The organism is Alteromonas sp. ABH4_456, assembly GCF_056160645.1.
The window spans coordinates 298,993-320,085 of sequence record NZ_JBSWXO010000001.1 but is presented as its reverse complement, the minus strand read 5'-3'; the positions used below and the strand labels follow the sequence as shown (position 1 = coordinate 320,085).

Sequence of the window (21,093 nt, the reverse complement as noted above, 5' to 3'; positions counted from 1 at the left end):
CTGCACATATTAAAACGGCATGCGAATGCATGCCGTTGCGGTACGTGTCAGTTTGATCAGAACTTATAACCAAACTTCACGTTGAAGTGACGAGGCAGTTCAGGCAAGACGATTTGGCTGCCGAACAGGTCAGGGAAGTTCGCGCGGAAGTAGCGCTCATCCGTTAAGTTTTTAACAGTGAAGTTAATATCCCACTGCTCTGTCTGGTATGACAGACCTGCGTTCACCAGCGTGTAGGCTGGCAACATCACTGAACCTGAGAAACCGGAAGGTGCTTCATCTGCATCAATGATGCTGACACTGCTGGCAAAACCATTCTGGAAGTCATAGGTGGCTGTCAGTGTGTAGATGTTATCCGGAATACCGGCTTTCTTGGCTTTCGGGTTGCTTGTACCTTCACCAACCAGGTTCAGGCCGATAACGTTACCACCCAGTACCAGTGAAGGATCTTCCAGACCGGTGAGATCTTCCAGGCCCAGGAAGCCAAACTGGCTGCCATTTTCACGGGCAGTCAGGTTGATAACTTCAACATTGGTGTAACCGGCAGAAACAACCAGGTTTTCATTGACTACCCAGCGCAGTTCTAACTCGACACCTTCGTTGTGAGTTGTCGCATTTGTTACGATGGCCTGGCTGTTGTAGTCAGTACGTTCCTGCTCATATACAGATAATGCAAAATACAGGCTGTCGTCCAAGAATGAACCTTTAATACCGTATTCGAACAGATCTGACGTGTCAAATGCACCACTGCCATCAGCATTGTTGAGCTGGCCCACGGTAATTTCAGCACCCTGACCGGCAACCAGTGTCGCCTGTTCAGCCACAGTAATGTACGGGATCAGGCCCCATGGGGTAGTGTATGAGATACTGGTGTTCCAGGATACGCCATCAACGGTTTCTTCCTCATACACCGGTGTGCCTTCGTTTCCTTCAAGGCGGGCGCCCGGCAGTAACAGATCCTGTCGTGAAGTAGATTCAATATCGATGGTATCGTAACGCAGACCCAATACGATGTTCAGACCGAAGTCCCAGGTCAGGTCTGTCATTGCTGCAAAACCTAAGTCCAGGTAGTTACCTTCGTCATAGTTGTCGTAGTTCATGCCACTGCGGGTTGCCAGTAAACGGCGGTCCAGTGCAGAAGACGGCATGGTCAGATCGCGACGGTTGAAATATTCATAAGTGAAATCATCACCGTGCAGGAAGTCGGTATAGCGGATTGAAGGCGATACCTGGAACTGTGCAAGCAGTGAGTTGGTTTCATATTCCGTAGAGAATACTACTTTGTCTTCAATTACCCAGCTGTCGTGGAATTGAGAGAAACCGTAGGCATTTTCGTTGATGTTGTCATAGCCGTCGTAGAAAAACTGGTTCTTAATTTCCCAGCTGTCAGCGTAATAGATAACATCGAAATAGAAGGTGTTGGCTTCATTGACCAGCTGGTCGTCAGGCGCTACCAGCGTTTGTGAACCACTTAGTGTGGTAGTACCCACGTTTTCCAGCGCCATCAACTCTGTGGCTTCTGAATCAGTGAAAGAAGCTGCCGGTACATAGAAGAAGCTGTTACCCGCCAGATTCACTGCGCCGTATTCTTCATGGGAGATAGAACCGTCACCGTCTGTATCCAGAGGTTGAGCAGTACCGGTAATATAAGTACCGTTGTCTACCAGTTCCTGAGTCAGGCGGTTCCAGCCTGCTACCTGGTTACCATCGTACTTATGGTACATGCCACCGAATTCAACACGCAGATTATCAGTTAAATCAATGTTGAATGAAGCCTGCAGGATAGATTGATCAGTGGCTGAATTTTCGTAATAACTTCCTGAATTCTCAACTTCACCATATACGTAATAACCCATTTCTTTGCCTGCGATAGAAGCCGGACCGCCAACTTCAGCAGTTACAATGCTTTTATCCCATGTTCCGTGGGTATACGACATAGCGCCGGTAGGTGCATCCAGATACTGACCGGATGATGCACGGGCTGATTTAGGGTTAAAGTTCAGGTAACCACCAATTTTAGACGGGCCGTAGATAGGAGAAGCAGGACCACGAACAATATCGATACGGCTTGATGCACCGATAGGAGTCGGATAGTTACCCGGGTTATCAAGACGCTTCATGCCACGGAAATAAGCTTCACCCGGGTTACCACGCACATCCAGTGAACCTGCAACACCGAAGAATGACTGGGTGAATGTACCCGGTGCGAAGGCCACAAGTTCATCAATGTCTGACACATTGAAACGCTCCATTTGCTCAGAGCTGATGGTTGAAGCCGAACGCGGTGTCTCTAAAATTGATTTACCGAAACCGAATACGGCTTCAACGTCCTGGCCAGGTAAGCTGCCCAGTGAACCGGTCACTTCAATTTTTTCAACTTCTTCATCGGAGGGGGTATTTGCTTCCTGAGCAAATACCGACGCCGGGGCTAAAACCAGGCCAAATGCAATGGCTTTAGCAAGCGGAGATACCGCAAAAAGAGTGTGTTTCATGTTTTTCCTCTGTTTTAGTAATCAGCCTCTACGGGCGGCTTAAACGTTGCCAGACCAGCAGAAGCACATTAAGTGCCAATAAGTTGTCCGATTGGTCAAGAAGATTTTTAAGTTTAAATTATTGATTTTTATATTTATTTTATGGTTATTATTATTTTGGCAGAAAATTTATCGTGCAAATTGATTTCAGATGCGCTAATTTGCACCCTCATGGTGCGAAAGGCGCGTATTCTGCACCAGATCGGGATCTAATTTCTTTTGTTCTTTTGGTGAATTGTCAAAAACGTGTTTTTTTGGTAAGGGTTTGCCAGTTTCCGGCAAAATCACATCAAGAAATACCGCAGTGATCCCCGCCATGGTGACCGGTGAGGCAACGATATTTGCCAGCCAGTCCGGAAAACCATTTGTCATCGCCGGTACCATCATCACACCCATCCCCATTCCCAGCGCCGACGCTGTTATCAAACTGGTCCGTCTGTCCAGGGTTTGCTGCATCAGAATTTTCAGACCGCCCACTGCCACCATTGCGAACATGACCAGTGTGGCGCCGCCAAGCACGGCTTTGGGAATCGCCTGAAGAATACCGCCAATAACGGGAAAGATGCCTGACAGCAGATAGAAAATGCCGATAGCAATGCCGACGCGTCGGCTGGCAATACCGGTTAACTGAATCACACCATTATTTTGACCGAAAGTGGTATTGGGAAATGTGTTGAAGCAGGCTGCCAGCACTGAGTTTATGCCATCACCCAATATGCCGCCCTGAATACGTTTGATATAGACCGGGCCTTTAATGGGTTGGTTACAAAATACGCTGTTAGCCGTGAGATCGCCGGCGGTTTCCAGGGCGCTGAACAGGTATATTAATGCAACGGGCAGGAACAGGCTGAAGTCGAAAGCAATACCGTATTGAAAGGGAGCCGGAAACGCCAGAACGGGCAGGTCTGACAAATGAGCAAATGACACATTGCCAAAGCTCCACGCACACAAAGTGCCCAGCGCCATGCCGATAAAAATGGCACTTAGCCGCAGCCAAAGGTTCGATGATGCATTGAGGAAAATGATGATGAACAGCACGGATAAACCCAGACCTACATGGTTGATCTGACCGAAATCAGTGGCACCGAAACCGCCGGCAAGGTCTGTCATGCCTACTTTAATCAGCGACAAGCCGATAGATGTAATCACAATGCCGGTGATGACGGGGCTCAGCAGACGTTTAAGACGGTGAATAAAAAAGCTTAAGCCCACCTCTACCAGGGCGCCGGCCATAGAAATGCCCATCAGCATAGCCATTACATCATGGTCGCTGCCCCCGCGGCTGCGCACTGTAGTGCCGGCCAGTATAAGCGCACTGACAAAAGCAAAACTGGTGCCCTGAACGGCAACCAGTCCGCTGCCGATGCGGCCAATGCGCTTGGTCTGGATCACCGTTCCGAGGCCAGAGACAAACAACGCCATACTGACCAGAAACGGGATGTGTGATTCTAAACCCAGTGCTGCGGCGATAATCAGTGTGGGGGTAATAACCCCTACAAAGCTCGCCAGCACATGCTGAAATGCAGCCGTGGAGGTTTTCAGCAGGTTCGGGCGGTCTTCAAGACCATACAACAATTCAGGGTTTGCTGACACTGTCCTCTCCTTGAGGTGACGTGCATATTTGTGGTTCAAATTTGCAAATGAACTGGCGGGGTGCGGCATAACCGGGCAGAGCTTGCTGACTGATGACTTTTTTCTCAAATGCATCCAGCTGCTGGTTTAAGCGTCTAAGCAGGGGGGTCTTTTCTTCATCTGTTAAAAAACTGAACTGAACAGAGTTATTCACCAGAACACGAAGTTCCTGCCATGAAAGGTTAAACTGAGACACGGCGACATAGAATTCATCGGTGAGCGTAGAATCCCACATACCACGGTCATCCGTTGACAAGGCAACCGGAATACCGGTGCGGAGATATTCGGCGAAGGGGTGTTCGCTGTACTGGCTTACATATTCAAGTAACAAATTCGAAATCAGGTTAATTTCAATCAGGTAAGGACCGTGGCGCATCAATAGCAGGGTGTCCGGATCGGTGATGGTATTTAAACCGTGGCCAATTCTGTCAGCGCCGAGTAACAGTGTATCGCGGACATGGTGATTAGGTTCATCCACTTCACCGGCATGAATTGACAGCGGGATAGCAGGGTACTGTTGGCGCAATGCGCGGAAGGCAGACAGGAAACGCAGAGGGTAGCCTTTGTCGTTGTCTTCTCGGCCGACAAGGTTAATGCCTCTGTAGATATCCCGGTGAGCGTCTACAAATGCGTAAAGCGACTTCAGAGTGTCTTCAGCGTCGGGCAGAAACCGCAGCAGCGCATACTGGAATTTCACTGTCACGCCGGTTTTGACAGCCCGTTCACTGTTAAGGGCTGCCTGCATAATGGCTAAAGCCTCTTCGGCAGTGTAGCCGGTTCCGTCGGGTTTGAGCATGCCGTGCACGCCGGCCTGCGTTTCCAGATACTGCACATTTTCTCTGGCATAGGCCTCCATGTTCAGCAGCAATAATTCACTGATCAGAACAGGATTGCGGGTCAGATCATTTAACCGTTGCCAGTGGGTCTGAAAGAACTCATCACGGCCTTCACCATCTTTATCCAGTCGCAGGCTGTCGAGGAAACCTTCTTTCTGACTGGCGGTTAATGCAGCAAGGGGCGTATAACCTTTCTTTTCGCATTCACTGAGGGATGCAAAAGTTGATGCCTGTATGGTTTTAAACAGCAGGTAAGGGGATGCCGGTGAAAAGGCATTGGCGTCGAAGCCATCACATAATGTCAGACGGGTTCGGGTGAAGTACTCATAACCACCGTTACGCTCAGTATCAGTCGCCAGTTCCCACCACCACTCACTAAAAGCAGCGCCGGTAAGATGATGATGTAAATCGCCGCCCTTGGGCATGGCATGAAGAAAGCGGTAAAGTTCTGCGGGCGTAGCGGTTTGTTTAAAATTTCGGAACCAGTTGTTCATGTCCGCAGGGGACGATTGCGCAAAAGACAGGTTTGCCTGCAGAAGAATAATCAGACAAAAAACAATGTGGTAAGAACGACGAAACACAGTAGCAAATTCTCGGGTAATTGAGCGTTAATTTGCATGACAGGATTGCAATAAACTGACCAAGTGGTCATGTTATGGCGCAAGTTTTTATCTCATTGAAAAATATGAGTAAATTTTTTATTTGATAAGTCAATTCAGGTAAGGGGGGGAAATGCAGAGAAAACGGGTGCACTTGTTTGGTGAATTTGCTCTTCTTTGGGGAGTTTACTCTGCTCAAGACATGTAAAGGCGTTACAGGGCGGAAATTATAAAGCCCCGGCTCGATTTCACTTCTTTGCGCGGGGCCCGGCGATTAATAATCTGTTGATCAGAATGTCACATGATCTGGCAGGGTGACAAAAATAGAATGGCGTACTTCGTTGTACATAGCGCGGCTGCAATGGCCTTCACCTTCTGTATCTTCCAGCAGCAGTACATCGCCTGCACCGAAAACATGACGCTCACCGTTGGAGACTTTAAATTCTGCGCGACCTTTGATGATAAACAGCAGTTGCCGCGCAGGGGCAGGGTGCCATTTAAAATCGTAATCGGCGGGGGTTTCCCTGAATATCACAGTACCGGCGTCAAAACGTTCAGATAAAAGGCCAATGGGGCCACCGTCTGACAATGGTATTTCCACTTCTCCAAAGTGACTTTTCCCTTCTTCATCATTATAGATACGTTTAATAATCATCGTCACTCCAACGTGGTTTACGGTCAAAAAATCTTAGTTTGCTAAATGCTTAATGGTTGCATGTAACGCTGCAAGCGCCACTGCCACATCCTCTGTTAAAATGGACTCCGCGGGATGATGGCTTATCCCTTTGTCGCAGCGTAAAAACATCATGGCAACAGGACACATAAGGGCCATTGCCATGGCATCGTGTCCGGCACCGGATGGCAGAGAAAAGGGTGGGATCCCGCATTCACCGATGGCCGTTTTTAAAATGGACTGCAACCGGTGATCGCAATGCACGGCACCGGCACTATGGGTTTGCTCGACATGCAGAGTCAGTTTTCTGCGGGCAGCAATCTGATTAAATTGCTGCATGATTTGTTCCAGCACAGCATCACGGTGGCTGTCGTCTTCACTGCGGATATCCAGTGAAAAACGGGTATTCCCTGATATCACGTTTACGCCATTCGGGCGGTTTTCAATTTTTCCTACCGTCGCGACGACGCCGTGAGTCCTGGCCTGATTTTCAACAGCCAGAATCATTTCACTGGTTGCTGCCAGCGCGTCCAGCCGCATGTTCATAGGCACGGTACCGGCATGTCCCGCCATACCGGCAACATCAATGTTGAATCTGCGGGCACCGGATATAGCGGTTACCACACCGACCGGCAGATTGGCACTTTCCAGCACCGGCCCCTGTTCAATGTGCAGCTCCAGATAACCCAGCGGACGGCTGGCCGTAATGTCTGCCTGCTTCACATTGTCGAAATCCAGTCCGAAAGACCGGAGAGCATCCGGCAGGCTCAGGCCATTTTCGTCTTTAAGTTTCGACCAGGAGTCCGGCCATTGTCCTGTGAGTGCCCGGCTACCCAGTAATGTAGAGCCGAAACGGGTGCCTTCCTCATCGCCGAAACCGACAATGTCGAGGTGAAACGGCAGCGGGAATTGTGTGCCCTGAAGCATTTGCACAATGGCAACAGGCGCAATGACGCCCAGCATGCCATCGTATTTGCCGCCATTAGGAACGGTATCCAGATGACTGCCGATAATAAACCGGGGCGCATCGGGGACTGAACTTTCCAGTCGTCCCCACAAATTGCCGGCGGCATCCTGCCAGGTAATCATGCCGGCTTCACTCATCCAGGTGGCAACAAGCCGGTTTGCCTGCTGGTGTTCGGCTGTCAGATAGCGTCTGTCCAGGTAGTCAGGTGACTGGCTGATTTGCCCGAGCTCGTCCAGTCTGGCCATCACAAGTTGTGCAAGACTCTGATATTCAGACATGTTGCTGACCTGCATAAACGTCCATGGCTGCGTCTACCGCGGCGCCCGGCTGCAGGGCAAATCCGGCACGGCGAAGTACGGTTTCTAAAGACTGAAGAGTGTGATAGACCGCATCTTCACGGGCGTTATAGCCCATTGTACCGATACGCCATATTTTGCCTTTCAGAGGGCCGAAACTGGTGCCAATCTCAATATTAAAGGTGTTAAGCAACGTATGTCTTATCCCTTCGCCATCCACGTTGTCAGGAATGGTCACGCCGACGACATTGGTCATTTTGTTTTTCAAATCACCAAAAGGTTTCAGAGACATTGCCTGTACGCCGGCCAGCATGGCGTTACCCGCCAGTTGATGGCGTTTAAGCACCTGATCCTGTCCTTCTTCCAGCAAACTCACGGCACATTCGCGGGCACAGAAGAGCATTGATGCTGCTTCAGTATGGTGATTCAGGCGTTCTTCCCCCCAATAATCCATGATCATAGGCAGGTCGAAATAGTTAGAACGGATCCTGGAGCCGCTGGCCGCCTGATGATGACTGTCCCGTATTCCGGCTTCAACGTGGTGACGCTTGCGCACACAGGCTACGTATTTTTCACTCAGAGTCACGGGTGCACTGCCACTCGGGCCGCCTAAACATTTTTGCAGTCCCACTGATACCGCATCCAGGCCCCAGGCGTCAGTCTCGAAAGGGTTGCCGCCAATCGATGCTGTGGCGTCACTGTAGAACAGTACATCGTATTTCCGGCAAATTTCACCTAAATGCTCCAGAGGCTGCAACATCGTGGTGGATGTATCGCCCTGCACAACTGCCAGTACTTTCGGGCGGACTTCACGAATCGCTGCTTCAATTTGTTCAGGTTCAAACACCGTGCCCCAGGGCGATTCGATAGTATGAACTTCCGCGCCGGCCCGTTCTGCAATTTCAGCCAGTAAGTGGCCAAAGCGGCCAAATACCGGCACCAGCACCTTATCGCCGGGTTCGATACAGGACACCAGCACAGCCTCAATACCGGCTCGGGATGTACCGTCAACTAACAGCGTTTGTTTATTTCGGGTATTAAACACCTGCCGGTACAAGGCCATCACTTCGTTCATGTAGCCTGTCATCACAGGGTCATACTGACCCACCAGTTGGGTAGACATGGCCTGTAATACACGCGGATAGCAGTTTATCGGGCCCGGGCCCATGAGTAAGCGGGGAGGGAGAGACAACGGTTTCATAGGAATTCCTGGATAATCGTCTGCGCGAGCATGCGCACGCCGGTGATGATAAGAACGAGGGCAAAGACTTTTTTCAGCATTGCAGGATTGAGTTTGTTCGCGATGCCTGCGCCTACAGGTGCAAACAGTACGGTAAGGGGAACAATACAGGCAAAGCCCAGAAGGTTTACCAGCCCGAAAGTGGCAAACGGTGCGTCAGCAGGGCGTTCACCCACAATCAACATAGTTAACGCTGCGGGGAGAGAAATGATCAGACCCACTGCTGCGGCAGTTCCTACCGCACGGTGGGCGGGATAGTTACAAAATGTCAGAGTGGGAACGGTTAATGTGCCGCCCCCGATGCCAACCATGCTGCTGAAAAAGCCGATACAGGTAGCCATAATACTTTGACCGCCCTTGCCGGGCAGCGATTGTGCGATGGCATTTTTCTTACCAATCAGCATGTTCAGTGCCGACAGGGTAGCGATGATACCGAACATCATGGCAAGCCATTTTCCGTCGGTTTTTGTCACCAGATAGCTGCCGGCGAGTACACCAAGTAATATGAAAATTGCCCAGTGTTTAAGTAACTCAAAGTCGACATTGCCTTTTCTGTTATGGGCCATAATTGAACTGACCGATGTAGGAACAATGGTGGCCAGTGATGTGGCTGTTGCCACAATCATGGCAGTATCAGCGCTTATTCCCAGCGCCTGATAAAGAAAAAACAACACCGGTACAATGACAATGCCGCCTCCTACACCCAGTAACCCGGCCAGTAGTCCGGCGAAAACACCGGTGCCCATCATGGCCAAAATAATGGTTAAATTTTCACTGATAAATGCCATTTTTATTTTTCTCCCTGACCGGCTGTTGCCGTTGAAACAGATGACGCCGTAGCAAAGGCCTTACCGTCACTGCGGGGATCTGTGGCTGCTTGTGTACTGCCGTCAGGATGTCTGACAACTGCGCCGGCATGGCCCATCAGTTCGTTACAGGCTTCAACAACAACCATGTCATGTCCCCTGGACCGTAATGCTTCGCCCACATAGTCGTTGACGTCACGTTCAACTTTCAGATTATGGCTTACATCACCCCAGGTCCGGCCCAGCAGCCAGCGACCCAGTGCAATGGATTTATCCAGCGGTTGATTGTGATAAACGTGACGGGCAAACAGCGCTGCCTGGGTTTGCGGTTGCCCTTCTCCTCCCATGGTGCCGTAACTGATGCGCCGGCCATCGTTGAGCTCTGCATAGGCAGGGTTCAGCGTATGGAAAGGGGTCAGTCCCGGTTGCAGATACTGGTGACTGGAGGCATCCAGAGAAAATGACGTCCCGCGGTTATTCCACACTATTCCTGTCGACGGACTGACTACACCGCTGCCGAATTCCCAGTAAAGGGACTGAATGTAACTTACCATCCGGCCCTCGCTGTCACATGCGCCCATCCAGATGGTGTCGCCGGGAATGGCCGGATGTGGCCAGGCCTGTGCACTTTCCAGTTGTATATGCTGTTGCATATCTTGCAATGATTCCGGCGAAAGCAAACTTTGCAAATCAACGCTGAGACGGCTTGGATCGGTGACATAGCGGTTTCGTTTGATGAAAGCTTGTTTGGTGCATTCAATCAGTAAATGCACCATGTCGGCATCATCAGAACCTTGCTGCCACACCCTGTCGTACAACGCCAGAATGAGTAACGAAGCAATACCCTGTGTAGGCGCAGGCAGGTTGTATAAAGTCCCTTTTGAGGTGGTGACACTCAGGGGCTCAACCAGCTTGGCTTCATAGTTGTGAAAGTCTTCAAGGGTGACCGGAGAACCTGCAGCCTGCAAATCGGCAGCCAGTTTTGCTGCGGTTTCACCCCGGTAGAAATCGTCGAGACCGGCTTCAGCCAGATGCTTTAAGGTTTCGGCCAGTTTCGGCAATTTAACTATCTTGCCTTTCTTCAGGGCCTTCCCCTTAATCAGAAACTGGTCGAAAGCCGGATCGCCGGCGAGTGTGTCAAAGGTTTTGAAGCTGGCATCACTCAAACTTTGTGTAACTTCAATGCCCCAGCTTGCCTGATTGACAGCTGTGTCTAACAGAGTGCCTAGTGGTAAAGGCGTTTGCCATTGTGCGCTGATTTCAAGCGCTTTCTGCCAGCCTGATACAGCGCCTGCCATAGTCAATGCCGCTTTACCTCCCCGTTCAGGGATGGCGTTAAGGCCTTTATAAAACGCCGGCGTTGCATTCTTTGCCGCAATGCCTGCTGCATCAATGCCTACCGGCGCTTTGCCGGGTTCGCTGATCAACCAGAAACCATCACCGCCTAAGCCGTTCATATGGGGGTATTCAACAGCAACAGAGGCTGCAGCCGCTACCATAGCTTCAATCGCTGTGCCTCCTTTTTCAAGGATGGCATTCCCCACCTGCGCTGCAGCATAGTGAGGGGCAGTGAATCCGCTCATTGTATTTTTAGTCATTATTGTTGTTTTCCTGATAATAGGGTACGGGCAATCTTCAGCAGTTGCCTGTCACTCCCCCGGGGGCCCAGAAGAGAAAGGCCACAGGGAGCATTGTGTAAACTGAACAGAGGCAGGTGTAACTGGGGACATCCGCTTAAACCTGCCAGGGATGTCAGTGAGAGTAGCTGGTTTCTGTATCCGGCTAATGATTCCGCCGGTGTAGATAATAGCGGACTGATGCCGGGGGTTGTCGGCATCACCAGAATGCGGTTTGACACCACCTCTGAAAACCAGGCATTGAACGCCTCTCTGCGCTGTTTCGCTTCATTAACTTCATGGCTGGTTAACGCAGCACAACTATTCAGACGCAATTGAATGTCCGATGCGATGTCCGGCCGGTTATTACTCAGCCAGTGTCCGTGTTGTTGCCAGATTTCATGGCCCTGGATGACTCTGAATGTTTCACCGGTCTGCCATGCTTCTGTGGTCAGTTCGCACGGCGGCATAAACAATTCAGCATGCAGTGAAGCCTGTGTTTCATGCCATTGCAGAATGGCTTCTTTATGCCCGCAACCGTTCGTCAGGTTGGTTACCAGACTTAGTGGTAGTGTCTCAGTGTCCAGGAGGTGGGGGAGCAACACCGCAACGGTGTTTTCAAGGGTTGTCAGATCTCTGGTCATCACACCTACGGTGTCAAAGGATGGCGCCAGCGCCACCATGTGGTCAGTGCTGATTTCACCGTGTGTAGGACGTAATCCAAATAAACCCTGATAGCTGGCCGGAACGCGAATGGAGCCGCCGGTGTCAGTACCGAGCCCGATATCTGCAAGATTCAGGCTGACTGCTGTGGCTGAACCGGAACTGGAACCACCGGGCAGCCGGTCCGGAGCCGCCGGGTTCTCCGGTGTACCATAATGCTTATTTTGTCCGTTCAGACTGTAAGCCAGCTCGTCTGTAAGCGTTTTGCCCACAAACCTGGCACCATGCTTAATTAAGTCAGTTACCACCGGCGACGTTGCTAAAGGAAATTGGTGGCTGCTCAGCCAGTCCGGATTGCCTGCAGATGTGGGAAGCCCTGCCATATGGAAAAGATCCTTAACGGCAAGTCGATAGCTGGCAAGAGGCACAGCGGTATTATTTTGTATGCACAGTGGTGCACCTGACTTTTGCGGTAAAGTCATAAACGGGTTTGTTGTGGTATGCATGACTGGAACGGTCGGATTGCGTTGTTCTATGAAACAGTCGTTTCACCAATCTGTCAATAGAAACAAATGCTTTTTTCCACATGTTTTCAAATTGATGGCGAGTATTTTTGTTATGAATTTGTAAAGTTATGCTGCACTGCAGTATGTTTGACACTTATGTTCACACTGGTGTGGCATAGGAATTTCAAATGATCCGTCCGTTTATACGGTTTCATTCAGGAGTGAAGTACATGGCATTAAAAAAAGGCTTTAAGTCGTTACTGGAAGACGCCTCAGCGCGCATCGGAACCATAAGCCCTGAGCAGGCAAATGAAACAGTGTACAAAGCGGACGTTGTACTGGTGGATATTCGTGACGTCAGAGAACTTGAGCGGGAAGGGCAGATCCCGGGAGCCATTCACGCTCCCCGCGGTATGCTGGAGTTTTGGGTCGACCCGGACAGTCCATATTACAAACCGGTATTCGGTGGTGGTAAACGCTTTGTTTTGTATTGTCAATCGGGATGGCGTTCCACGCTGGCAACAGCAACTTTGATGGATATGGGGTTTGAAGATGTCGTCCACATTGAAGGTGGCTTCGATGCATGGAAAGTGGCCGGTTTACCGGTGGAACCTTATACCCGTTAAAGGGAAGCCGGATACAGCAGACTGAAAACTGTTGTATCCGGATTGCGTTACGTCAGGCTTCGATGAAGTGCTGGCTAAGAAATGCTTTTTCTTCTTTGGTCGATTTGCGCTTCAGCGCTTTATTGCGTTGCGGATAGCGGCCAAATTTAAGCAATAAATCCCGGTGTTCCTGCTCGTACTCAAATTCCAGCTCCAGCCCGTCTATATTGAACAGTTCCATGGCCATGTCATGAATAGCCAGTGATTCGGAATGCATAAAGGGCATGAATAAAAAGGTCTTCTGAGCCACGGTAAGTGCTTTATCCGCTTCTACTCTCAACGCTTCCTGGGACAGGGCCAGCGCCATACTGTCGCAAGCGAAAGCGCGGGCATCGTTACGGTAGATGTTACGTGAGAACTGATCCAGTACAATAATTTCGGCCAGTCTGCCTGACGGTGTTGCACGCCAGGGCCATAATTCACTGTTTGCGGCTGCGTTGTGAACTTTCCCGAACCGGGACCGGATTAAATTATCTAACCCCTCATCTGCACGGAACCACTGTTCTGATTCCAGCTCGTTGAACCAGAAAGCGAGAACACTGGAAGCTTCTTCCAAAGGGATAATTGATGTTTGCATGTTACTCCTGTTTATCACGTCCGTTGTGCGCAGGTAATTGCCCGTTGTCCTTACACTGTTCAAATGCGGCCGGCACCGCCTTATCAGACCAGTAATTTGTATACTGTCATAAAGGTCAAAAAATAATCAATCTAAAATGACGATTTTTTTACGCATTTAGTCGCATTTTAGTTCGACTACTGAAAACGCATTAAGGTTCAAGCTCGTCGAGATTATCGTACATACTGGCAATGCGGGCGGCGCGTTTTACAGCTTTATCACCCAGCCTTTCAAATACTCTGTTCGCGAGAAAAGAGATCAGGCTCATAGGTGCTGCATAGCTGTCGAAGGCATGTTGCTGGCCGGGATGGCAAACCAGCAGATGAGACACTTTCTGGTTATACACCTGGCCCGTGGGGTCGGTGATCAAAACGGTGGTGTGGGCATTCAGCGCGTCTACAATCCGGGAGAATATACGGGTGCGTCTGCGAAAGCCCAACAAGATCACCACTTCATTTTCCGGAATATCAATAAGATCTTCACCCAGCGACTGGCCGGGTTGAGGCAAAAGCCTTACTGTGCTGCGTACCTGTTTCAGTTGCTGTCTGAAATGCAGCGCCAGCGGGTAAGCGTTCCTGTAACCTATAAGCGTAATTCGTTCAGAATCTGCCAGCAACGACACTACCTGATCCACCGTGTCCGGTTTCAGTCCGTCGAAGGTCATAGCTAAATTGCGGATTTCCTGTTGATAATGATCCGGCTGATTTTCGTCCAGTGGTAATGGCAGGCCTTTTTCACGCATCGACAGCATGGCGTCTTTCACATCCTGGTGAGACTCAAACCCTAACTGACGGAAAAAACGGCTGACGGTAGCTTTAGATGTGCCGCTCAGTCTGGCGATTTCAGCAGTACTTTTACTCACCAGTGCGATGGGATGTTGCTGAACGTAGGCGGCAATCTGCCTGGCTGAAGGCGACAGAGAAGGGTATTGCTGCTCAATAAGGCCTAATAAATCTTTTGGCGACGCCATTTAACCCGCTCTTTTCTAATCATTACCGGGACAAAGGTAATGCAAAATTGCTTCAGAGCCAACCTTTTAGCAAATCAATCCTTTTCCGGAAAGGGAGCAGCCTTGGATGATATTGTAAATGCCGCCAGGCCTCTTTCGTTTCTGCTGTCTTTTTTTCATACCAATTATTGATAAATAAACGCTGATTCTTTCACCATAACGGGACGAATAGCATTATAATGTCACGGTACTGTCATATTAATTTGTTAGGGGCTTTTCAGATGCGTTTGTGGGCGGAAATGATTGCGCTGTTCTTTATGTTACCGCTGGCAATTGCCTATTGGGTTAATCAGGTCGCCGGATACCTGATGCCTTTGTTGGGGCTCACCGGTGTTGCCTGCCTTGCTGTACTGCTCGCGGATAAACAGTTCAAGCGTTTCAGATTGTGGCACTGGCAGGATTTTTTCACTCACCTTCGTACTACATTAAAATTGTTCATTCCCTGGGCCTGCCTGCTGGGCGCACTGGTTTATCTGATAAAGCCGGAACTGTTTCTGCAATGGCCACTAAACGAACCTGAATTATGGATGCTGACATTACTGATCTATCCCATCGTTTCGGTGATCCCTCAGGAAATAATTTTCCGCACGTATTTTTTCCATCGTTATAAGACCATTTTGCCGTCAAAAATGATGCGTTGGGGGATCAGTACCTTCGTTTTCGGACTGGTGCATCTGGTTTATGGTAACTGGATTGCCATGATACTTTCGTGGTTCGGTGGTGCGCTGTTTGGTTACCGTTATATGCAGACACGTTCTACACCGGTTGTCGTTGTTGAACATGCGATTTGGGGCAGCTTTATTTTCACTATTGGTCTTGGATCTTACCTGGTGATTTCTCCTCCCTGATGACGTGTAAAGAAGTCGCACTGTCGAGGGCATAAGCTGTTAAGATAGCTTGAATTTATTGTCTGGCAGTCTGTGATTTTGCTGCCGGCATCGTCAGATTATCCGGAATACCCATGGCACTGAAAGCGACTATCTTCAAAGCAGAACTATCCATAACGGATACGGACCGCAATTATTATAACGACCACAACCTGACCATTGCCCGTCATCCCTCTGAAAACGATGAACGTATGATGTTGCGTATCGTCGCATTTATCGCCAATGCCCATGAACGGCTGCAATTTACCAAAGGCTTGTCTGATGATGATGAACCTGATTTGTGGCAAAAAAGCCTGAGTGATGAAATTGAACTGTGGATTGAACTGGGCCAGCCCTCAGAACAACGGATTAAAAAAGGCTGTAACCAGAGCCGGCAAATGCTCATTTATGCCTGCGCCGATAACAGTTTCGAAGTGTGGTGGAAAAAAGAGCAAAACAAACTTCAGAGCCGGAAAAATTTATCGGTTTTCACCTTGCCTGAGTCAGTGGTGACCCGGCTGGCAAACGCAGTTCAGCGCTCAATGCAAATTCAGGTTACTGTTCAGGATGGTCAGATGTGGCTTAATATTGAAGGTGGCGGTGTAACAGAAAGTGTTGAAGTATCAACAGAACAGCGGATGTAAAGCCAGGGCAGAACTTTCTGTCTGCCCCGTCTCTGCGATTAGTTTTTCGAGCTTCAGGCTTGACTGGTTTGACAGACCCGATATGTTAGACGATACGCTTCGCCGTTTTATGGGCTTTTCATAAGGAAGTGCATTGCAAATATTCAGGTCAATTTTCTTTACCATGTTACTCACGCCCTTTGCTGTGATCCCGGCAGAAGAAACCGCAGATAACGATGTAACGGCTTGCGGCTTCAGCCCGCAGGCCATTGCTCTGGCAAAACTGATACAGCAGGATCCGTTACAGCAGCGCGCTTCCATTCAATGTCATCCGCTGCTTGCTCAGGCCGCCGATGATAAAGCCCGGGTCATGGCTGAGGTTGGTATGGTCATGCACAATGTGGGAGGCAGTCCGAACAGCCGTTTGCGGGAAATCGGTTTTCCGCTGCCACGCTATTACAGCGGTGTTATGGGTAATCAGGTGGAAGCTATTGCCGGCGGCTACACGACACCGGATTCTGTTTGGCGTGCTTTTAAAGGCTCAAAGTCTCACCGGCAACATCTGCTCGGTGAGCTTGATTTTTATCGGGAACAGCAGTTTATCGGCGTAGGATTTTATTCCGACCGTCATGCGCCTCACGTGGAATACTGGGTTGTTTATGTCACAAAGGCGGCGGACAATCTGCCGGTGCCGGACTTTGAGTTTATACCCGACAAAGGCATTTTTGTTGTACAGCAAGTTAAGCCTGAAATTAACCTGTCTTCGCCACAGTGACTGACGGGCAGTTATGCCCTGTGACATCATCCCGCCTGTGGCGATAAATTGCACCGTCCAAGGAAGTGCTGCCACAATCCGATATGTTCTGCCATCACCTCACGGTATTGCCGGAACTCCAGTTCACGCTCAGTTAAATAGTCTTTGAATGCCTCAGACAAATAAGGGGATGCCTGAAGCGCATTCAGTGCCGGCTGCAGTTTATACATGTACTGATTCAACTGGCTGCCGGCAGGTTGTATGCGTTCAATGAAGAACAGATAAAAAACATTTCTGAGTATTTCTGCCTGTTCAGAGGCTTTACCGTTATCACAGTTAATGTCTGCCAGAGGAGCGGGGAGTAAGCGGTTCAGGGCAGATAAATGTGCCGAGAAGACTTTTTGAGATTTCCAGACTTTGGCCGGAATGCGGGATGATTCCAGAATTTTAAGTTGCCCGTTAATTTGTTCTGATGTGACATTTCCTTCATCAGGCAGGGTTGTTAACCAGGCCAGAGCATTAATACCGCTTTCGGCATCGCGGTTACTATCAGCGGTTATCAATTCCTTGCTCTGAGAGAACGCCTGGCGGGTTTCGGTACTGGTTTGGATCAGGTTCGCCCACACTTTCTGCAGTTGTGTTGCTTTCATTGCCCGCAGTTCATCCAGCCGGCTGGCAAGTGACGGGTTCTCATCAGATTGTTTTAGTTTTCTGCCACAATTTTCCAGTGCCGTCACCAGCGCTGATTCATATACCCAGCTCGCAGCGGCATCCTGATGTTTTCCAAGCGTGGTGTTCCTTTCTGCTACCAGCGTACCTAATTCACAGGACTGAATAGAATAAAAATCGGGTAAGGTTATCTCAGCCTCTTCAAGGGGATTAAACAGCGCTTGCCGGGAAGGATAGGGGAGCGTTGTTTCAGATTCTACATCAGGGAGGCTGCTATCGAGCACCCGTGCCAGGCGGGAGGCGTATTCTTCAAGGTCTTTCGTCAGCGGGGGCGCCAGTCCGCAGCCATTCAAAATCAGGACGGCGATAACAGGCAACAGTATCTTCAGGAATGTCAGGAGTGTCTTTGGCATTACTCAACAGGTTGCCGGATAGCGGAAATTTGTTCTTTGCACGATTGTATATAGTGTCCGCCAAAAAGTAACGCATGATTGAGCAAATGATAGAGGTTATAGATGTGCTTTCTGTACCGGTAACCTTTATCCAGTGGCCATGTCTGGTTATATCCGGCGTAAAATTCTTGTGGAAACGCGCCGAAAAGCTCTGTCATGGCGATGTCTGCTTCACGGTCACCATAGTAAACCGCCGGATCGTAAATGACCGGGCCGAACTTACAAAAACCGGCATTGCCACTCCATAAATCGCCGTGCAGTAATGACGCACGTGGCTGATGCTCTTTTAACAGCGTATGGATTTGCGTCACCAGTACATCAATATTGGTGAGGCGAATCCCGTGACGGGCACAATCTTCCATCATCAGGCCAATCCGGGTTTCGGCAAAAAAGCGGGACCAGTTTTTGTTGAGCGTATTGTGTTGCCGGGTCTGACCAATGTAATTGTCTTCGTGCCAGCCAAATTGTTGGGCGAGGGCTGTACGGTGGAGCGTGGCCAGCCGCTCGCCGAACACAGACCATTCGCCTTTGCCGGGCTGGCGCAACTTGAGATGTTGCAGCACCAGATATTCAAAATGCTGGTCATCTTCGTCGATTTGTCCGTGACACACTGCGGCGGGTACATACAGCGCGCCGGACCGGGATAAAGCCTTCAGTCCGTCCATTTCGTAACGCAGCTTATGGCCATTCAACAGCGGGTTGATTTTTACAAAGTACCGGTGGGTTTCATCATTGATAACAAAGGCAGAGTGGGTATCACCGCCGCTGATCGTTGCACGTTTTGTGTAACTGAAAAATGTCTGTGTTGCATCGCTTATATGTTCGCAGATGAAATGCCACATAGGAATAAACGTCATTGACCGCCAGGTGAACCATGGAGAAATTATGGCAAACATTACTGTGAATGCCAGCAACGAAAACTGCTGTATTCACAATTAAAGTAATGTGTCATTGCGCACAGCATTTAAGCCGTTATAATTCGGTCTCTTTTGTCAGATGCAGGTAGGCATCTGAATACTTTTTCATTGCGTTATTTTAACGCTGTACACCACAAATTAATGCAAGTGGCGCAGAGTAGGCGTCACCACTGTAAAGGATATAACATGCCTGTAATTACACTTCCTGACGGAAGCCAGCGCGCTTTCGATTCTGCTGTTTCGGTAATGGATGTTGCTGCTGACATCGGCCCCGGTCTCGCCAAGGCGACCATTGCCGGCCGTGTTAACGGCGACCGTGTAGACGCCTGCGACCTGATTGAGTCTGACGCAGCGTTGCAAATCATTACCGCTAAAGACGAAGATGGTCTTGAAATCATCCGTCACAGCTGCGCGCACTTAATCGGCCACGCTATTAAACAGTTATGGCCTGATGCAAAGATGGCAATCGGTCCGACTATCGACAACGGCTTTTACTACGATGTTGATATGGAACACAGCCTGACGCAGGAAGATTTGCAGAAGCTTGAAAAGCGTATGCTGGAGCTGGCTAAAACTAACTACGACGTAGTGAAGAAAAACGTAAGCTGGCAGGAAGCGCGGGATACTTTTGAAGCCCGCGGCGAAACCTATAAAATGGAAATTCTCGACGAGAACATTCCAAAGGATTCTTTCCCGGGTTTGTATCACCACGAAGAATACATCGATATGTGTCGTGGACCTCACGTACCGAACATGAAGTTCTGTCAACATTTCAAACTGATGAAAGTGGCGGGTGCCTACTGGCGCGGTAACAGCGACAACAAAATGTTGCAGCGTATTTACGGTACAGCCTGGGCAGACAAGAAACAGTTGAAAGCCTATCTGCAACGTCTGGAAGAAGCAGAAAAGCGTGATCACCGTAAAATCGGTAAAACCCTGGATCTTTTTCACTGGCAAGAAGAGGCGCCGGGCATGGTGTTCTGGCACAACGACGGCTGGTCTATTTACACCGAGCTTGAGCAGTTCGTGCGTAAAATGCTGCGAAGCTATTCCTACGACGAAGTAAAAGGTCCGTTGATGATGGACCGCGTATTGTGGGAAAAATCCGGCCACTGGGATAAATACGCTGAAAACATGTTCACCACGGAATCGGAAAAGCGTGAATATGCGATTAAGCCGATGAACTGCCCGGGTCACGTGCAAATCTTTAATCAGGGTCTGAAATCCTACCGCGACCTGCCGTTGCGTATGGCAGAGTTCGGTTGTTGTCACCGGAATGAACCTTCTGGTGCACTGCATGGTCTGATGCGTGTACGTGGTTTCACCCAGGACGATGCGCACATCTTCTGTACTGAAGAACAAATCCTCAGTGAAGTGGGTCTGTGTATCGACATGATTTACGACGCTTACAAAGCGTTCGGCTTCGAAAAAATCGAAGTTAAGTTGTCTACCCGCCCTGAAAAGCGTGTAGGCAGTGATGAAATCTGGGACAAAGCAGAAAAAGCACTGGCAGAAGCGCTGGACAGCAAGGGTATCGAATTCAGCTGGTTACCGGGCGAAGGTGCCTTCTACGGCCCTAAAATTGAATTTACCCTGTATGATTGTCTGGACCGTGCATGGCAGTGTGGTACTGTGCAACTCGACTTCTCTATGCCTGGCCGCTTAGGTTCAACTTATGTTGCTGAAGATGGGGAGCGTCGTGTTCCGGTGATGATTCACCGTGCGGTGTTAGGTTCTCTTGAACGTTTCATCGGTATTCTTACTGAAGAATTTGCCGGATTCTTCCCGCTCTGGTTAGCACCTCAGCAGATGGTGGTGATGAATATTACCGACAATCAGGCTGAATATGTGCAAAAAACTGTACAAAAACTGCAGAATGCAGGATTTAGAGTAAAGTCTGACTTGAGAAATGAGAAGATAGGCTTTAAAATCCGCGAGCACACTTTAAAGCGCGTTCCTTACATGGTGGTCTGTGGTGACAAAGAAGTCGAAGCAGGGCACATCGCCGTTCGTTCCCGTAAAGGTGATGATTTAGGTTCAATGTCTGTTGATGCCTTCATTGAACTGGCACAAAAGGAAGTTGCGGAGAAAACCGTTAAGTAATGGTGAGTGTATAAGATTCAGCCCGCTAGCATGAGAAACTGGCGGGCATCAGTT

General features: G+C 49.5%; 18 protein-coding genes. 5 read left to right on the top strand and 13 right to left on the bottom strand.

From position 1 onward, the window contains the following. Nucleotides 1-56: 56 nt before the first annotated feature. From ACXAG2_RS01480 to ACXAG2_RS01440, 9 genes are all read right to left on the bottom strand, one after another. A complete protein-coding gene (locus tag ACXAG2_RS01480) occupies nucleotides 57-2,492 on the bottom strand; it encodes a TonB-dependent siderophore receptor (protein ID WP_474844398.1) in 2,436 nt (811 codons plus the stop codon). Between the two features lie 195 nt (nucleotides 2,493-2,687). Next, nucleotides 2,688-4,124 (bottom strand): uracil-xanthine permease family protein, encoded by a 1,437-nt coding sequence (locus ACXAG2_RS01475; protein ID WP_474864045.1) that lies wholly within the window; start codon nucleotides 4,122-4,124, stop codon nucleotides 2,688-2,690. Then, nucleotides 4,108-5,493, bottom strand: coding sequence for an adenosine deaminase family protein (locus tag ACXAG2_RS01470; RefSeq protein WP_474864043.1), 1,386 nt, complete (start codon nucleotides 5,491-5,493; stop codon nucleotides 4,108-4,110). The genes ACXAG2_RS01475 and ACXAG2_RS01470 overlap by 17 nt, the downstream gene beginning before the upstream one ends. Before the next feature lie 394 nt (nucleotides 5,494-5,887). After that, the gene (locus tag ACXAG2_RS01465; RefSeq protein WP_119501609.1) at nucleotides 5,888-6,253 is read right to left on the bottom strand and encodes an AraC family ligand binding domain-containing protein; all 366 of its coding nucleotides are present in this window, start codon (nucleotides 6,251-6,253) and stop codon (nucleotides 5,888-5,890) included. A gap of 33 nt (nucleotides 6,254-6,286) precedes the next feature. Then, nucleotides 6,287-7,516, bottom strand: a complete 1,230-nt coding sequence (locus ACXAG2_RS01460) for an allantoate amidohydrolase (RefSeq protein WP_474864041.1) — start codon at nucleotides 7,514-7,516, stop codon at nucleotides 6,287-6,289. Then, nucleotides 7,509-8,735, bottom strand: a complete 1,227-nt coding sequence (locus tag ACXAG2_RS01455) for a pyridoxal-phosphate-dependent aminotransferase family protein (protein ID WP_474864040.1) — start codon at nucleotides 8,733-8,735, stop codon at nucleotides 7,509-7,511. The genes ACXAG2_RS01460 and ACXAG2_RS01455 overlap by 8 nt, the downstream gene beginning before the upstream one ends. After that, complete coding sequence (locus ACXAG2_RS01450) at nucleotides 8,732-9,562, bottom strand: sulfite exporter TauE/SafE family protein (protein WP_474864038.1); 831 nt, start codon at nucleotides 9,560-9,562, stop codon at nucleotides 8,732-8,734. Before ACXAG2_RS01450 ends, ACXAG2_RS01455 begins: the two co-directional genes overlap by 4 nt. A gap of 2 nt (nucleotides 9,563-9,564) precedes the next feature. Beyond that, nucleotides 9,565-11,178, bottom strand: a complete 1,614-nt coding sequence (locus tag ACXAG2_RS01445) for a gamma-glutamyltransferase family protein (protein WP_474864037.1) — start codon at nucleotides 11,176-11,178, stop codon at nucleotides 9,565-9,567. Further along, complete coding sequence (locus ACXAG2_RS01440; protein ID WP_474864035.1) at nucleotides 11,178-12,365, bottom strand: amidase; 1,188 nt, start codon at nucleotides 12,363-12,365, stop codon at nucleotides 11,178-11,180. Before ACXAG2_RS01440 ends, ACXAG2_RS01445 begins: the two co-directional genes overlap by 1 nt. Before the next feature lie 230 nt (nucleotides 12,366-12,595). Here ACXAG2_RS01440 and ACXAG2_RS01435 point away from each other — a divergent pair, with 230 nt between their 5' ends. Continuing rightward, on the top strand, nucleotides 12,596-12,991 hold the full coding sequence (locus ACXAG2_RS01435) for a rhodanese-like domain-containing protein (RefSeq protein WP_119501603.1): 396 nt from the start codon (nucleotides 12,596-12,598) through the stop codon (nucleotides 12,989-12,991). A 52-nt stretch (nucleotides 12,992-13,043) separates the two neighbouring features. Here the strand turns inward: ACXAG2_RS01435 and ACXAG2_RS01430 are convergent, their stop codons facing one another. Further along, a complete protein-coding gene (locus ACXAG2_RS01430) occupies nucleotides 13,044-13,607 on the bottom strand; it encodes a DUF924 family protein (protein ID WP_119501602.1) in 564 nt (187 codons plus the stop codon). Nucleotides 13,608-13,797: 190 nt separating this feature from the next. Further along, nucleotides 13,798-14,616: a MurR/RpiR family transcriptional regulator gene (locus ACXAG2_RS01425; protein ID WP_474864033.1), complete on the bottom strand. Its 819-nt coding sequence runs from the start codon at nucleotides 14,614-14,616 to the stop codon at nucleotides 13,798-13,800. 260 nt (nucleotides 14,617-14,876) lie between these two features. Between ACXAG2_RS01425 and ACXAG2_RS01420 the strand changes: the two genes are divergently transcribed. From ACXAG2_RS01420 to ACXAG2_RS01410, 3 genes are all read left to right on the top strand, one after another. Further along, the gene (locus ACXAG2_RS01420) at nucleotides 14,877-15,503 is read left to right on the top strand and encodes a CPBP family intramembrane glutamic endopeptidase (RefSeq protein WP_119501600.1); all 627 of its coding nucleotides are present in this window, start codon (nucleotides 14,877-14,879) and stop codon (nucleotides 15,501-15,503) included. Between the two features lie 113 nt (nucleotides 15,504-15,616). Next, nucleotides 15,617-16,165 (top strand): YaeQ family protein, encoded by a 549-nt coding sequence (locus ACXAG2_RS01415; RefSeq protein WP_474864031.1) that lies wholly within the window; start codon nucleotides 15,617-15,619, stop codon nucleotides 16,163-16,165. 133 nt (nucleotides 16,166-16,298) lie between these two features. Further along, complete coding sequence (locus ACXAG2_RS01410; protein WP_474864030.1) at nucleotides 16,299-16,919, top strand: CAP domain-containing protein; 621 nt, start codon at nucleotides 16,299-16,301, stop codon at nucleotides 16,917-16,919. Between the two features lie 26 nt (nucleotides 16,920-16,945). Here ACXAG2_RS01410 and ACXAG2_RS01405 read toward each other — a convergent pair whose 3' ends face one another. Together ACXAG2_RS01405 and ACXAG2_RS01400 are read right to left on the bottom strand one after the other, a co-directional pair. Beyond that, nucleotides 16,946-17,980 carry a DUF3080 family protein gene (locus ACXAG2_RS01405; protein WP_474864028.1) on the bottom strand — a complete coding sequence of 345 codons (1,035 nt, stop codon included), beginning with the start codon at nucleotides 17,978-17,980 and terminating at the stop codon, nucleotides 16,946-16,948. Then, nucleotides 17,980-18,915 (bottom strand): fructosamine kinase family protein, encoded by a 936-nt coding sequence (locus ACXAG2_RS01400; RefSeq protein WP_474864026.1) that lies wholly within the window; start codon nucleotides 18,913-18,915, stop codon nucleotides 17,980-17,982. Before ACXAG2_RS01400 ends, ACXAG2_RS01405 begins: the two co-directional genes overlap by 1 nt. A gap of 207 nt (nucleotides 18,916-19,122) precedes the next feature. Here ACXAG2_RS01400 and thrS point away from each other — a divergent pair, with 207 nt between their 5' ends. Continuing rightward, nucleotides 19,123-21,039, top strand: coding sequence for a threonine--tRNA ligase (gene thrS, locus ACXAG2_RS01395; RefSeq protein ID WP_474864025.1), 1,917 nt, complete (start codon nucleotides 19,123-19,125; stop codon nucleotides 21,037-21,039). The last annotated feature ends 54 nt before the right edge of the window (nucleotides 21,040-21,093 follow it).

Excerpts from the sequence above, each read along its gene's own strand:
- ACXAG2_RS01480 (WP_474844398.1), bottom strand. The coding sequence starts at position 2,492 with ATGAAACACACTCTTTTTGCGGTATCTCCGCTTGCTAAAGCCATTGCA.
- ACXAG2_RS01470 (WP_474864043.1), bottom strand. The coding sequence starts at position 5,493 with ATGAACAACTGGTTCCGAAATTTTAAACAAACCGCTACGCCCGCAGAA.
- ACXAG2_RS01465 (WP_119501609.1), bottom strand. The coding sequence starts at position 6,253 with ATGATTATTAAACGTATCTATAATGATGAAGAAGGGAAAAGTCACTTT.
- ACXAG2_RS01460 (WP_474864041.1), bottom strand. The coding sequence starts at position 7,516 with ATGTCTGAATATCAGAGTCTTGCACAACTTGTGATGGCCAGACTGGAC.
- ACXAG2_RS01455 (WP_474864040.1), bottom strand. The coding sequence starts at position 8,735 with ATGAAACCGTTGTCTCTCCCTCCCCGCTTACTCATGGGCCCGGGCCCG.
- ACXAG2_RS01450 (WP_474864038.1), bottom strand. The coding sequence starts at position 9,562 with ATGGCATTTATCAGTGAAAATTTAACCATTATTTTGGCCATGATGGGC.
- ACXAG2_RS01445 (WP_474864037.1), bottom strand. The coding sequence starts at position 11,178 with ATGACTAAAAATACAATGAGCGGATTCACTGCCCCTCACTATGCTGCA.
- ACXAG2_RS01440 (WP_474864035.1), bottom strand. The coding sequence starts at position 12,365 with ATGCATACCACAACAAACCCGTTTATGACTTTACCGCAAAAGTCAGGT.
- ACXAG2_RS01435 (WP_119501603.1), top strand. The coding sequence starts at position 12,596 with ATGGCATTAAAAAAAGGCTTTAAGTCGTTACTGGAAGACGCCTCAGCG.
- ACXAG2_RS01430 (WP_119501602.1), bottom strand. The coding sequence starts at position 13,607 with ATGCAAACATCAATTATCCCTTTGGAAGAAGCTTCCAGTGTTCTCGCT.
- ACXAG2_RS01425 (WP_474864033.1), bottom strand. The coding sequence starts at position 14,616 with ATGGCGTCGCCAAAAGATTTATTAGGCCTTATTGAGCAGCAATACCCT.
- ACXAG2_RS01420 (WP_119501600.1), top strand. The coding sequence starts at position 14,877 with ATGCGTTTGTGGGCGGAAATGATTGCGCTGTTCTTTATGTTACCGCTG.
- ACXAG2_RS01415 (WP_474864031.1), top strand. The coding sequence starts at position 15,617 with ATGGCACTGAAAGCGACTATCTTCAAAGCAGAACTATCCATAACGGAT.
- ACXAG2_RS01405 (WP_474864028.1), bottom strand. The coding sequence starts at position 17,980 with ATGCCAAAGACACTCCTGACATTCCTGAAGATACTGTTGCCTGTTATC.
- ACXAG2_RS01400 (WP_474864026.1), bottom strand. The coding sequence starts at position 18,915 with ATGTTTGCCATAATTTCTCCATGGTTCACCTGGCGGTCAATGACGTTT.
- thrS (WP_474864025.1), top strand. The coding sequence starts at position 19,123 with ATGCCTGTAATTACACTTCCTGACGGAAGCCAGCGCGCTTTCGATTCT.